Annotated in this window: 10 protein-coding genes and 1 pseudogene; 9 read left to right on the plus strand and 2 right to left on the minus strand. The window is 69.9% G+C overall.

Features of this window, described 5'->3' with window-relative positions; all coding sequences use genetic code 11:
• Window positions 1-28 precede the first annotated feature (28 nt).
• The 5 genes and pseudogenes from J7E96_RS35570 to panD all read left to right on the plus strand — a co-directional run.
• Complete coding sequence (locus J7E96_RS35570) at window positions 29-1,672, plus strand: trypsin-like serine protease (protein ID WP_215137844.1); 1,644 nt, start codon at window positions 29-31, stop codon at window positions 1,670-1,672.
• Window positions 1,673-2,426: 754 nt separating this feature from the next.
• On the plus strand, window positions 2,427-2,942 hold the full coding sequence (locus tag J7E96_RS35575) for a hypothetical protein (RefSeq protein WP_215137846.1): 516 nt from the start codon (window positions 2,427-2,429) through the stop codon (window positions 2,940-2,942).
• 854 nt (window positions 2,943-3,796) lie between these two features.
• Window positions 3,797-4,261, plus strand: coding sequence for a hypothetical protein (locus J7E96_RS35580; RefSeq protein WP_215137848.1), 465 nt, complete (start codon window positions 3,797-3,799; stop codon window positions 4,259-4,261).
• Between the two features lie 47 nt (window positions 4,262-4,308).
• Window positions 4,309-4,782: a hypothetical protein gene (locus tag J7E96_RS35585; RefSeq protein WP_215137850.1), complete on the plus strand. Its 474-nt coding sequence runs from the start codon at window positions 4,309-4,311 to the stop codon at window positions 4,780-4,782.
• A gap of 528 nt (window positions 4,783-5,310) precedes the next feature.
• A pseudogene (panD, locus tag J7E96_RS35590) lies at window positions 5,311-5,718 on the plus strand (aspartate 1-decarboxylase); the annotation flags it as partial.
• A 479-nt stretch (window positions 5,719-6,197) separates the two neighbouring features.
• On the opposite strand, the gene gndA reads toward panD, so the two are convergent.
• Complete coding sequence (gene gndA, locus J7E96_RS35595; RefSeq protein ID WP_215137852.1) at window positions 6,198-7,640, minus strand: NADP-dependent phosphogluconate dehydrogenase; 1,443 nt, start codon at window positions 7,638-7,640, stop codon at window positions 6,198-6,200.
• Between the two features lie 262 nt (window positions 7,641-7,902).
• Here gndA and J7E96_RS35600 point away from each other — a divergent pair, with 262 nt between their 5' ends.
• Window positions 7,903-9,072, plus strand: a complete 1,170-nt coding sequence (locus J7E96_RS35600) for a transglycosylase family protein (protein WP_215137854.1) — start codon at window positions 7,903-7,905, stop codon at window positions 9,070-9,072.
• On the opposite strand, the gene J7E96_RS35605 is transcribed toward J7E96_RS35600, so the two are convergent.
• Window positions 9,042-10,031 carry a DMT family transporter gene (locus tag J7E96_RS35605; RefSeq protein WP_215137856.1) on the minus strand — a complete coding sequence of 330 codons (990 nt, stop codon included), beginning with the start codon at window positions 10,029-10,031 and terminating at the stop codon, window positions 9,042-9,044. The genes J7E96_RS35600 and J7E96_RS35605 overlap by 31 nt on opposite strands.
• A 192-nt stretch (window positions 10,032-10,223) precedes the next feature.
• Here J7E96_RS35605 and J7E96_RS35610 point away from each other — a divergent pair, with 192 nt between their 5' ends.
• The 3 genes from J7E96_RS35610 to glgC are packed head-to-tail and all read left to right on the plus strand — an operon-like array spanning window position 10,224 to window position 13,389.
• Entirely contained in the window at window positions 10,224-10,952 is a 729-nt protein-coding gene (locus tag J7E96_RS35610; RefSeq protein ID WP_215137857.1) for a (2Fe-2S)-binding protein, read from the plus strand.
• A gap of 33 nt (window positions 10,953-10,985) precedes the next feature.
• Entirely contained in the window at window positions 10,986-12,152 is a 1,167-nt protein-coding gene (gene glgA, locus J7E96_RS35615; RefSeq protein WP_215137859.1) for a glycogen synthase, read from the plus strand.
• A 19-nt stretch (window positions 12,153-12,171) separates the two neighbouring features.
• Window positions 12,172-13,389, plus strand: coding sequence for a glucose-1-phosphate adenylyltransferase (gene glgC, locus J7E96_RS35620; RefSeq protein ID WP_215137860.1), 1,218 nt, complete (start codon window positions 12,172-12,174; stop codon window positions 13,387-13,389).
• Window positions 13,390-13,482 lie beyond the last annotated feature (93 nt).

Genomic DNA, 13,482 nt, shown 5'->3' on the forward strand with positions numbered 1-13,482 from the left:
CACGCACCTGTTCACCGAAGGAAGAACCATGCTCGCACCCCGTCCGCGCCCGGCGCGGATCACCGGTCTGCTCTCCGCCACTGCGGTCGCCGCAGGTCTGTTCTCGGCCGCCCCCGCCCTTGCGGTAGCCGGTCCGGAGGTTCCGGCCGATCAGTACAAGTCCGTCGTAAAGCTGAACGTCGGCGACGAGGCCAACTCCCGTGCCTGCACGGCAACCCTGCTCGACGCGAACTGGATCGTCACGGCCGCCAGCTGCTTCGCCGCCACCCCCGGTACGGCGGTCCCGGCGGGCAAGCCGGCCCTGAAGTCCATCGCCACCCTCGCCGACGGCAAGGCCGTCGAGGTCGTCGACCTCGTGCCCCGCACCGACCGCGACCTGGTCCTGGCCCGCCTGGCCACCGCCGCCACCGGCCTTCCGTGGACCAGGTTCGCTCCCGCGGCTCCCGCGGCAGGCACCGACCTCACCGCGGTCGGGTTCGGACGTACGAAGACCGAGTGGGTCCCCGACAAGCTCCACACGGGCACCTTCACCACCAATGCGTCCGACACCGCCACCGTCAGCGTCACCGGCAAGGGCACCGACGTCCTCTGCAAGGGCGACACCGGCGGTCCGCTGCTCAACGCGGCCGGCCAGCTCGTCGGCGTCAACAGCCGTTCCTGGCAGGGCGGTTGCCTCGGCACCGCCACCGCCGAAACCCGCACCGGGGCGATCTCCGCACGGGCCGACAACCTTAGCGCGTGGTCCGCGGAGGTCCGCTCGCTGACCGCCGGCTGGAAGACCGAGGCCGTCGTCCAGGCCGGCACCTCCCTCTACCAGGGCATCCGCCTGGCAGACGGCGCCTGGACCGGCTTCACCGACGTCCAGTCCAAGGCCGGGAACATCGGCGGCGTCCGCACGGCCACCGTCGCCGGGATCAACGGCGACACCCATGTGGTGGCACTCGGCACCAACGGCCGCGTCTACCACACCATCCGCAAGGCGGACGGCACGTGGGGCACCTTCGGTGACGTCGGTGGCGAGGCCGGCGTTCTCTCCAACGTGACCCAGCTGTCCGCCGTCTCCACTGGCACCGAGATGCAGTTGGTCGCGGTCTCCAACGGCAAGGTCTTCCACACCGTGCGCCGCGCGAACGGCACCTGGGCCCCCTTCGGTGACGTCGCCTCGGTGAGCAGCCCCATGAGCGGCGTGACCTCGATCGCCACCGCCAACACCGGCGGCGAGCTCCAGGTCATCGCCATCACCGGCGGCAAGGCCTTCCACACCCTGCGCACTACCGCCGGTCACTGGACCGTCTGGGGCGACGTCGCCCAGGCCGCGGGCGCGACCGGCCCGATCAGCTCCGTGGCCATGGCGGGCAGCGGCAGCACCGCTCACATCGTCCTCGCCACCGACAACGGCACCCGCCAGTACCACACCCTCCGTGCGAGCACCGGCGTCTGGGGCACCTTCAAGGAGCTGACCGCCCACCTCGGCGGCATCACCGTCAAGTCGGTGGGCGCGGGCGGCGTCGACCACGACGTCGAGGTCGCCTTCACCACCAGCGACAACCGGGTGGTGCACACCACCCGCAACAACGTCGCCCGCATCTTTACGAACCCGGTGAGCGTACCCACAATCCAGGGCATCGCCGCCACCCCGCTCGGCTCCATCGCCCTCGCCGGCACGCTCTGACAGTCCGCCGGTTCTCCACGCCCGCCCACCCACCCCGTCTGACTTCGGGGGCGGTGGGCGGGCGCAGCCATGGCTGAACTGACCGACCGTGAACAGGCCGTCATGTGCCGGGGCCCGGGGCGGGAGTTTACTGGGTATCGAGGGCCGTCTGGGTGCCCTACTCGAAGCACCCTTGGACACGCCGATGGCGATTATGCCTGCCCCCGCTGGTGGGCAGGCAGGAGGAGGTCGATGCCCTCTATGCCGCGGTCGGTGCTGGCCGTGACGTGGTGGTCGTCGGTGTCCCGGGAGTGGGGAAAACACGGCTGACCGGTCAGTTGGGTGATCGAGCGGTGTACTTCGAACCCGCCGCTGGACCATCTGCATGACGACCTGCTGCTGACGACACCGGGAGCAGGGGTCGTGGACGATGCTCATGCTCACCCTGATGCGGTACGTGCCCTGAGGCATGCGCGTCAGCAGACGGGTTCGGCGTTCTCCGTGGTGACGACGACCTGGCCGGACCGGCTTGAGAAAGCGGATGGCTGCCCGAAGCGGTAGTCGTCGACGTGGGCCTCCTTGAACGGGCGGAGATGAACGTCCTGGTGACGTCCGCAGGGGTCACCGGGCACCGTGTCCGGGCCGCGGTACTCGATCAGGCGGACGGCCGGCCGGGTTGGGCGCTGGTGTGGTGCGAGTCGCTGGCCCGCGGCAAGGCCGGGACGTCTTCAATGGCAGGGCGCATGTGGCGCACGTCGAGAGGTACCTTCGCGAGGTGACCTCCTCGCACAGGATGCTGGAAGCGCTCGCCTGCGTGGCCGCGCTGGGGGGCGCATCACCAGAGACGCTGTACGCACTCGCACCCTTGGTTGGGGTGGCTCCGGCTGAGCTGTCGGGCATGGTTGAGGGTCTTGCGCACAACGGCCTGGTGGAGTGCCGCGACGATATCTGGCACTTGCAGCCAGCCCTGCGAGCGGCGCTGGTGGCACGCTGGTTCTTCACCACACCAGTTCGACGACCGCGGGCCACGCTGGCGGCAGCCTTCCCCGACCATGCGCTGAGCCCGGCGTTGGCGGTGATGTCCGCGGCCGAGGTGTCATCTTCCCAACGGGCGCGGGACCAGGCTAAGACGTGGGTCCGATCGCTGCCAGCCGCCACGTCCTGGGACACCAACACTTTCGCCGTGGCCGCGCGGTACGCACGTCTGGACGCGTCCGCAGCCGAGTTCGCCACCAACGCGGCCTTGGTCGTCCTGGCGGCTCCCCGGGAACCGGCCCAGGCATACGGGTAGCTGTCGACTGCATCGGTGACGCAGCGGTCCGCCAACTGATCCAGAGCGCACGTCAGTTCCTGCTGCCTGAAGCGATCGCGGGCCTGCTGGCCTTGGCCGTGAGTGACAGGCGACGCCGCAGCTCCACCCCGGATCATCCGCTGCGGGTGCTCAGCGACTTGGCCGGTGTCATCGATCCCGACTTCGGCACGTCCCTCGACATCCGTACGCGTCTGCTGCGTGCTGTGCTCGACTGGATCCGCAACTACTGCAGAGCCGAAGAACAGTGGTGCGTGGCCACCGAAGCTGTGGCCGGCATCTTCAGCGTCGAGGTGTCAGGGAACGGGCAGGACCCCGGCGCGCTGAACACGGTCACCGTCGCCCACGGCATCGATGCCGCAGGCAATCTATCCGGCCTGCTCCGCTTGTGGGAGCAAGTAGTACTGCTCTTGACCAGCGATGCGTCCGGCGGTGACAAAGTGTCCTGCCTGCCCCGCGCGCTGATCGTGCTACTGGACATGGCGCTGGGATGGGTCCGTCTCGGCCTCAGTCGCCCTCAACAGCCAGACTCCCTCGACCAAGCAGACGCAGTATGGTGCCGAGGGAGGCCGCCGCATCCTGGACACCCTCCACCCGCTCCTGCAGCGCAGTGCAGGCACAGCGCTGCGTGCTCACCGAGCACTCGCCCACATCCGCAGCCGCGCCCGCGCGGCCGGATATGAGCTGCCCGTCTTCGACATCGAGCCCGATCTGCAGTCCTTCTGCGAGTGGGGAGGCATCGACTTCACAGACGGCTACGAAACCGCTGCTGAGCAGGTTTCCTCCCACGCCGCAGCCTTGGAACAAAGCTGGCGGACCTGGGTCCTGCCGCAGGAGTGGTCCGCTTCGATGAACTGGCTGAACAGGCACACCTGGTCGGCGACTACGCCGGTCATCTGACGGCCGTCCGCATGGGCGAACTGATGGCCGACCCGGCTGCCTGGTACCGAGAGGCGGCCGCGTCGGGATGCAGCACGCTGCTGGGCATCGCCTTGACGCAATGGCTCACTACAGACCCCGACGCAGTGCCGCTGGCCGTGCTGTGTGCAGCCCTGGACGACGCTCGCACCCGGCCGGCTGCTATCAGTGCGGTCCTTGCGCGCGGCGTGGTGGACCGGACGGGGGAGCTGGTGATCGACTCGATGGGGGCGGAGGCCACGGCCCGTCTGGATATGCTTTTCCACCGCGAGGCGGATGACGTCATGCATCGGCTGCTCGTCCATGCCGAACCTGCCATCGCCGCGAGCGCAGCGGTCAGCTTCGACATGGGCGCACGGGCACGGACCCACCCTGCCCCCTGACTGGCAGGCTGCGTGGCGCAGCGACATTCACAGGGTGCGGCGATCACTTGGCGCAGCACAACCAGTGGAGAGCGGGCCAGGTACTTGCCTACATCGCCGAGCATGACGCCGACACCTTCGAAGGGTGGTTCTGCCAGCGGCTGCAGGACTTGATCGCCCAGGGCTGGTATGCCTCCCCTCTTCCTCATGATGGTGAGGTGCGCGCGGAGAAGATCGCTGCGGCCGCTGCCTGGTACGACACCTGGTGGGGAGACCGCTCACGCATGCACTCCGAGCTTCTTGAATACTTCACCGCCCTCGCCGACCGTGTCCCAGCGCTGCAGGCGGTGGTGGCGGCGGGCCGCTCACAGCAGCAGGAGCTGCTCCGCGAGACCGAAGAGCAGGAACGCACAGCACGCGTCCGCGGCGGTGACCACACCGCGCCGTCGGCCTGCCGGACAGTCTCATCGAAGCACTCGACCAGCACACCCGCGTCCTGCTGGCAGCCGGAATCGAGTACCGACGCGACGATCTACTGCTGACCCTTTCCCGGCTCCCTGCCCAGCCTGCTATGCCATGGGAGACTCTTGGCGCTGATCGTGATGGCCGGGCAGAGAGTTGAGCGTTCGGTCGCCCCGCCGTGGCAACGGCACGAGACAGATCACTGGTCACGAGAGCGTTGGGGGCTTCCCGGTGGCAGAACTGAAGATCCCGGACATCTACTGGGACGACGCGAAGCACGCCGCCTGCGTGAGTTCGTCGCGGAATCTCTCCGTGCTGCATTAGGTGCTCTCGGGCATCGAGTCGTCACGTGCCCCCAATGCACCTGATGTGTCGTCAGGTAAGTCAGCATCTGATCAGCATCAGTCCCCCGAACTCCCGAGGCGGTCTTCCGAAACAGGTGCCTGGTCGGCGGCCTTACAGCAGCCTGGTAGCAGGCAGGGAGCCTGCTCGCGAGCGTGAACCCATGTTCCGTACGATCTACGAGTCCAACGGGTGCCGTTGTACAGTGAAGAACGCCCTTGACCGGCAGTAAGCAGGCAGGGAGCAGACATTTCGGGAGTTTGTTCATGTTTCGCACAATGTTCAAGTCCAAGATCCACCGTGCCACCGTGACAGAGGCCGACCTTCATTACGTCGGCTCCGTCACCGTCGACGCCGCGCTGATGGAGGCGGCCGACCTGCTCCCCGGGGAGCTCGTCCACATCGTCGACATCACCAACGGCGCGCGCCTGGAGACGTACGTCATCGAAGGCGAGCGCGGCTCGGGTGTCATCGGCATCAACGGGGCCGCCGCTCACCTGGTCCACCCCGGTGACCTGGTCATCCTCATCAGTTACGCCCAGGTCGACGACGCCGAGGCGCGCGCCCTGGAGCCGCGGATCGTGCATGTCGACGCCGGAAACCGGATCGTCGCGCTCGGCGCCGACCCCTCCGAGCCCGTGCCGGGCAGCGACACCCGCAGGAGCCCTCACGCCCGTGCCGGCGCTCAGAAGCGGCCTCGGTCACGGCTTAGCTCCGGCGGGGCCGGCGCAGCTCGGACTGCGCGCGGCAGCAGGCGGCCGTACGGGTTCCTGATGTGTGCTCCCGGCGGGCGCGGGCAGCCGCACGGGGAGAAAGTGGGTCTTGAATCCGTCACACAGTCCCGTCACACAGTGACTCTCGCAGGAGGCCAGTGATGACACAGCCTTACGCCGATCCCGTTACGCCGCCCCCCGCCCCGGGTCCCGGTCCCGGCCCACTGCCCGACCCGGGCCCCCTGCCCGGCCCCGGCCCCGCTCCCGGTCCGGAGCCCGGTCCCGCCCCCGGCCCGACCCCGACCCCGACCCCGACGCCGCCTCCGGCCCCCGGTCCGGGTCCGGTTCCGCCCGGTCCGGCGCCCGATCCCATCCCGAAGCCGCCGGGGCCCGATCCCGTACCCGAGCCGGAGCCGCAGCCCGGACCGAGGGGGGTCTGATCAGCCGGTGCGCACTTCCGACCGGTCACCGCCCCAGAGGGTGTGGAACGAACCCTCGCGGTCGGTGCGCCGGTAGGTGTGCGCGCCGAAGAAGTCGCGCTGCCCCTGCGTGAGGGCCGCGGGCAGCCGCTCCGCGCGCAGCGCGTCGTAGTACGCGAGCGCCGCCGAGAAGCCCGGCGTCGGCACACCCCGCAACGCGGCGGCCACCACCACCGCGCGCCAGTCGTCCTGCGCCGCACCGATCTCCTCGGCGAACCCCTTGTCGGAGAGCAGGCTCACCAGCCCGGGTTCGGCGTCGTACGCGGCCCTGATCCGGTCGAGGAACGCCGCCCGGATGATGCAGCCCGAGCGCCAGATCGAGGCGACGCCACCGAGGTCGATGTCCCAGTCGTACGTCTCGCTGCCTGCCCGGATCTGGTGGAAGCCCTGCGTGTACGACACGATCTTGGACGCGTAGAGAGCCTGCTCGACCTGGTCGGCGAAGGCGGCCGCCTCGGCCTCGCCCAGCGGCGCCGCCGTCGGCCCCGGCAGCCCGCGCGAGGCCCGTCGCAGATCCGTGTGCCCGGACACGGAGCGGGCGAAGACCGCCTCCGCGATGCCCGAAACCGGCACGCCCAGATCGAGCGCGATCTGAACCGTCCACCGTCCCGTGCCCTTCTGCTCGGCCTCGTCCGCGACGACGTCGACGAAGGGCTTGTCGGTGGTGTCGTCGATGTGGGCCAGCACCTCGGCGGTGATCTCGATCAGGTACGAGTCGAGCCGGCCGGTGTTCCACGAGCGGAAGGTCCTGGAGATCTGCTCGGGGCTGTATCCCGCGACGGCCCGCAGCAGGTGGTACGCCTCGGCGATCAGCTGCATGTCGGCGTACTCGATGCCGTTGTGGACCATCTTGACGAAGTGGCCCGCGCCGTCAGGACCGATGTGGGTGACGCACGGCGTGCCGTCCTTCGCCTTCGCGGCGATCTTCTCCAGCAGTGGGGCGAGTGATCGGTACGACTCGGCCGAGCCGCCTGGCATGATGCTCGGGCCGTGCAGCGCGCCCTCCTCGCCGCCCGAGATGCCCGTACCGACGAAGTGGATGCCGAACTCCCGCATCTCCTTCTCCCGGCGCCTGGTGTCCTCGAAGTGCGCGTTGCCGCCGTCGATGATCACGTCACCCGGCTCCAGCAGCGGCGCGAATTCCTGGATCACCGCGTCCGTCGGGTCGCCCGCCTTCACCATGACGACCAGGCGGCGCGGTCGCTCGAGGGCGGCCACGAAGTCCTCGGCCTTTTCGGCAGGAACAAACGTGCCCTCGTCTCCGAATTCCTCGACGAGGGCGTGCGTCTTGGCCGCCGTGCGGTTGTGCAGCGCGACGGTGAAGCCATTGCGCGCGAAGTTGCGGGCGAGGTTGCTGCCCATTACCGCGAGCCCCGTTACACCGATCTGGGCCTTACCACTCATGCGTGAGCTCCTGGGGGTGTCCGTGTCTGCGTCCGCGTCCGTAGGGATACGTACCAACGGACCCGGCTGTTCATCGATCCTCACGCCGCGTGGCCCGCTCCGCATTCCGGCCGGGCCCCGGCCGGACGACATTCGATTGAAGGCAGGTCAATATGCCGGTGGCAGTGGAGAGTTAGCCGTTTGTGCCCTTGTCATGGCCGGGTGCGAGCCGTATTTTTGCCGATTGCGACGTGTCCGACACGTTAGTGGGGGGAACCGAGCCATGGCCGCATCCGGTCGACACCGCCGATACCAGCCGAGCCGTATCAACCGTGCATCGCTGACCGTCACGGCCGGCGGAGCCGGGATAGCCCTGCCGCTGGTCGCGTCCGGATCGGCCGACGCCGCGTCGGTGGATGTCTGGGAGAAGGTCGCGGCCTGCGAGTCGACCAACGACTGGAAGATCAATACGGGCAACGGCTATTACGGCGGCCTGCAGTTCAAGCAGTCCACCTGGCAGGCGTACGGCGGCACGGCGTACGCCCGGCGCGCCGACCTGGCCACGAAGGACCAGCAGATCGCCGTGGCCGAGAAGGTGCTCAACGGACAGGGACCGACTGCCTGGCCGCTGTGTTCCGTACGGGCCGGCCTGACCCGCGGCGGCGACGCGCCGGGCGCGAGCACCGAGGCCAAGGCCGCCCCCAAGACGGCGACGCAGTCCAAGAAGGCCTCGGCCGGCACCGCCCGGCCCGGCACCAAGGACCCCGGCCCGGAGACATACACCGTGGCCAGTGGTGACACCCTCTCCGCCATCGCGGACGCCGAGGACGTGAGAGGCGGTTGGCGGAGCCTGTACACCGCGAACCGCGATGTCGTCGGCAGCGACCCCGACATCATTCTTCCGGGGCAGCGGCTGTCCCTGGACGGCGACGCGAAGAGACCCGAGCCGGGGACAAAGGAAAAGGAGAAGGCGAAAGCGGGAACCGGCAAGAAGGCCGGAGCCGACCGCGCCTCCGTCACCAAGCCTGCCAAGAAGGAGACCAGGGCCCCGGCGCTCTCCGCCCCTGTCGAGACCGGCCCCAGTACGCCCTACCGCGCCGCCGGTTCCTCCTGGGCCAAGGGCTACCACACCGGCGTCGACTTCCCGGTCCCCACCGGCACCGCCGTGAAATCCGTTGCTCCCGGCCGGGTCGTCTCGGCCGGCTGGGGCGGGGCGTACGGCTACCAGGTCGTCGTACAGCACGTCGACGGCAAGTACAGCCAGTACGCGCACCTGTCGGCGCTCACCGTCCGCGAGGGCCAGAAAGTAGGGGTAGGCCAGCGCATCGGCCGCTCCGGCTCCACCGGCAACAGCACGGGCCCCCACCTCCACTTCGAGGTGCGTACCGGGCCCGGCTACGGTTCGGACGTCGATCCGCTGGCCTACCTCAGGGCGGGTGGAGTCACCATCTGAGGCCGAGTCCGGGGCCGCGTCTGCGGCCCGGCCGGAACAAGTACCCCAGCCAGTGCCTTCGGCGCGGGCGCCACCGGTACGGCGGGCAGCCGTTGCTGCCGCCCGGTGTGCGCCCCGAGCCGCTCCGTCGTCAGCAGGATCAGCCCGCCCGCCGCGACGACCCCGCAGCCCAGCGCCAGAGCGGTACCCGTCGCGCCGTACCTGAAGTGCTCGCCGAAGAGTGTGATGCCCACGGCGGCCGCGACCACCGGATTGACCACGGTGACCGTGGCCAGCGGGGCGGCCAGGCCGGCGCCGCGGTACGCCGCCTGGGAGAGCATCATGCCCGCGGCCGCCAGCCCCGCGATCGTCAGCAGGCTCGGCAGCTGTCCGGTCGGTCCGCCGAGGCCTCCCCAGGCTTCGGCCGCGGCCGCCCAGTCGACAGCCACCGTCTTGGTGAACACCGAGGCGATCCCGAACGCGGCGCCCGCCGCCGTCGCCAGCAGGATGCTGCGTACGACGGCGCGGTGCACCCGTTGCGCCACGAGGAACACCACCGCCACCCCGCCGAACGTCACCAGCGCCACCGCCAGCCGCTCGCCGCCGCCCAGCGACTGTGCGTCGGCCGTGCCCGTCAGCGACAGCAGACCCGCGAGCCCGGCCGACGCCATGATCGCGCCGCGCCAGGCGGCGGCGCCCGCCCTGCGGCGTACGAACACAGCCGCCATCGGCAGCGCGAACACGATGGTCAGCGCGCCCAGCGGCTGGACCAGACTCAGCGGCCCGTACGCCAGAGCCCCGACATGCAGCAGCGCGCCGAACCCGTTGAGCGCCACGGCCGCCCACCACGCGCCGTGGCGCAGCGGGGCGTACGGGCGGGCCGGGGTCGTGGACGCGACGTGCTCCTGGACGATGGCCCCGGCCGCATAGGCGACAGCGGAGACCAGCGCCAGCAGCACGGACATCGCGAGAGCACTCATGCACTCCACGATGTCTCTTCAAAGCCTTCGCGTCGTCGTCCTTGAGCAGGCATTCGGACGTACTGCCGACGTAGTACGCAGTAGCCCTGAAGTCCTCCTCCCGGCTGTCTTCCCCCTCCCACGGGTGGACACCGGGACCCTGCCTCTCAGCACAGCGGCGTGTGAAACTTGCGCGGGTGAAAGGGCAGGGACATGGATCTGGAAGAAGCGGCGTCGGTGGGCGGATTTTTCGCGCTGCGCACCCGGACACCCGACGCGGGTGCGGGTGCCGGTGCTCACGTTCCGCTCGCGCGGATCTACGCGGGTGACCTGGCCCCGCTGACGTTCCGCGTCGACAAGGTCGCGGCGCGGCTCGGCGCTCCCGAGCGCAGAGTCGCCGCCTCCATCGCGCATCTGGGACTCGTCGCCCGGCTGTGGTCGCTCGCCCTGGGGCCGGCCGCGCTGTACGGCGAGTTCCCCGACCTCCCGCCGGACGATCTGCGGTGGAACGCCGACCTGACGTCGCCGCACGACCTGTGGCTGGCGGCGCCGCCGAGCCCGCTGCCCGCCACCGCCGACCGCATCCGCGAGGTGGTTCAGTACGGTCATCTCCTGCCCCTCGCGGACGCGTTCCGCCAGGACGGACGGATCTCACGCCCGCTGCTCTGGGGCAACGCGGGTTCGGCGCTGGCCGGCGCCGCCCGTGAGCTCCACGCCTGGGCACGGAAGAACGGGCGCCCCGAGGTGGGGGAGCGGGCCCTGGAGCTGGCCGCCGAGCTCTTCCGCCACCCGGACCTGCGCGCCACCGGCACGCTGGACGGTGCGGCCTTCCGCCGCCGCAGCTGTTGTCTCTACTACCGTTGCCCGTCCGGTGGCCTGTGCGGCGACTGCGTATTCGACCACTCTCCGCAGCGGTCTTCCGCACAGCGCGCATCTGAGTGACCATCAAGGGACGGTGACGACGGGAGGGCCGCGGTGAAGGTGGGACTGCTCACCCGTGAGTATCCACCGGACGTGTACGGCGGCGCCGGGGTCCATGTCGAGTTCCTGGCCCAGGAGTTACGGTCCCTCACCGACCTCGAAGTGCATTGCTGGGGCGCCGGTGACACGCTCGAAGGTGTCAAGGGCCACCGCTTCGACGACGTACTGGGACACGCCAACGAAGCCCTGCGCGCCTTCTCCGTCGACCTCTCGATGGCCGCCGCACTCGAAGGGTGCGACCTGGTCCACTCCCACACCTGGTACACCAGCCTCGCGGGCCACATCGGGAAGCTGCTGCACGGCATCCCGCATGTCATGACCGCGCACTCGCTGGAGCCTCTGCGCCCCTGGAAGGCCGAGCAACTGGGCGGCGGCTACGCCCTCTCCAGCTGGGCAGAGCGCACGGCGATCGAGTCGGCCGACGCCGTCATCGCCGTCTCGCACGGCATGCGCGCCGACATCCTGAGCAGCTATCCGGCCCTCGGCCCCGAGCGGGTGCGCGTCGTGCACAACGGCATCGACACCTCGCTCTACCGGCCCGATCCGGACACGGAAGTGCTGGAGCGCATCGGCATCGACGAGGAGCGTCCGTACGCCCTCTTCGTCGGCCGGATCACCCGGCAGAAGGGCGTCCCCCACCTGCTCCGCGCGGCCCGCCGCCTCGACCCGGCCACGCAGCTCGTCCTGTGCGCCGGCGCTCCCGACACCCCGGAGATCGAACGGGAGTTCCGCGAGCTCGTCAGCGAGCTGCGCCGCACCCGCGACGGGGTGCACTGGATCGCGCACATGCTGCCCCGCCCGGAGGTCGTCCAGCTCCTCTCACACGCCGCGGTGTTCGTCTGTCCGTCGGTGTACGAGCCGCTCGGCATCGTCAACCTGGAGGCGATGGCGTGCGCCACGCCCGTCGTCGCCTCGGCGGTCGGCGGCATCCCCGAGGTCGTCGAGCACGGCGGCACCGGGCTGCTCGTACCGTACGAAGAGAAGGATCCCGAGGCCTTCGAGGAAGGCCTGGCCAATGCGGTCAACCGGCTGACCGACGACCGGCGCACGGCGACGCGGATGGGCACGGCAGGCCGGGAGCGTGCGGTGCGGGAGTTCGGCTGGGACGCCGTGGCCCGTCGCACGGTTCAGGTGTACGAGGAGATTCTGAAGTCCAAGTAGCGACGAGCAGGGGGCGCAGATGCGCGGTGGACCTTCGGTGCTCGGGATCGTACTGGCGGGCGGGGAGGGCAAGCGGCTGATGCCGCTGACCGCCGACCGGGCCAAACCGGCGGTGACGTTCGGCGGCACGTACCGGCTCGTCGATTTCGTCCTGTCGAACCTCGTGAACGGCGACATCCTGCGCAACTGCGTGCTGACGCAGTACAAGTCGCACTCGCTGGACCGCCATGTGACGACCACCTGGAGGATGTCCAGCCTGCTCGGCAATTACGTCACCCCGGTCCCGGCCCAGCAGCGGCTCGGCCCGCGCTGGTACCTGGGGAGCGCCGACGCGATCCTCCAGTCCCTCAACCTCGTGCACGACGAGCAGCCCGACTACATCGCGGTGTTCGGGGCCGACCACGTCTACCGCATGGATCCCCGGCAGATGCTGCGACGCCACATCGAGAGCGGCGCGGGCGTCACGGTCGCCGGCATCCGCGTCCCGCGCAGCCAGGCGTCGTCCTTCGGCGTCATCACGCCCGCGTCCGACGGGACGAGGATCGAGCGGTTCCTGGAGAAGCCCGCGGACCCGCCGGGCCTGCCGGGTGACCCGCGGCGTGTCTTCGCCTCCATGGGCAACTACATGTTCACCGCCAAGGTGCTCGTCGACGCCCTGCACCGGGACGCCGAGGACGAGCGCTCGGTGCACGACATGGGTGGCTCGATCCTGCCCATGCTCACCGAGAGCGGGGTGGCGCAGGTCTACGACTTCGACGACAACCATGTGCCGGGGGAGACGGCGCGTGAGCACGGCTACTGGCGCGATGTCGGCACGCTGGACACGTACTACGACGCCCATATGGACCTCATCTCCGCGCAGCCGCAGTTCAGCCTGCACAACCGGCGCTGGCCGGTCTACACCCACCCCGGGCAGCTGCCCCCGGCCCGCTTCGTGTCCGGCGGCATCGCGGGGGAGTCGATCGTGAGCGCGGGGTGCGTGATCCAGGGGCAGGTCACCCGGTCTGTGCTCTCGCCGGGTGTGGTGGTGGAGGAGGGGGCGGTGGTGCAGGGGTCTGTGCTGCACGACAACGTCCGTATCGGGCGGGGAGCGGTCGTGAGGGGCTCGATACTGGACAAGAACGTCGACGTACCGCCGGGGGCGACGATCGGTGTGAACCCGGAGCGTGACGCGCAGCTCTACACGGTCTCCGGGAACGGCGTCATAGCCCTGGGCAAGGGCCAGCCGGTCTCGTAGCCCGCCGGCCCCGTCCGGCGATCGGCGGGGCGGGGAAAGAGCCCCGCGCAGCGGCCGGGGCCGGTCACTCGTTCAGCGTGGCAAACTTGTGCA

This window comes from Streptomyces sp. ISL-96, assembly GCF_018614035.1.
Taxonomy (GTDB): Bacteria; Actinomycetota; Actinomycetes; order Streptomycetales; family Streptomycetaceae; genus Streptomyces.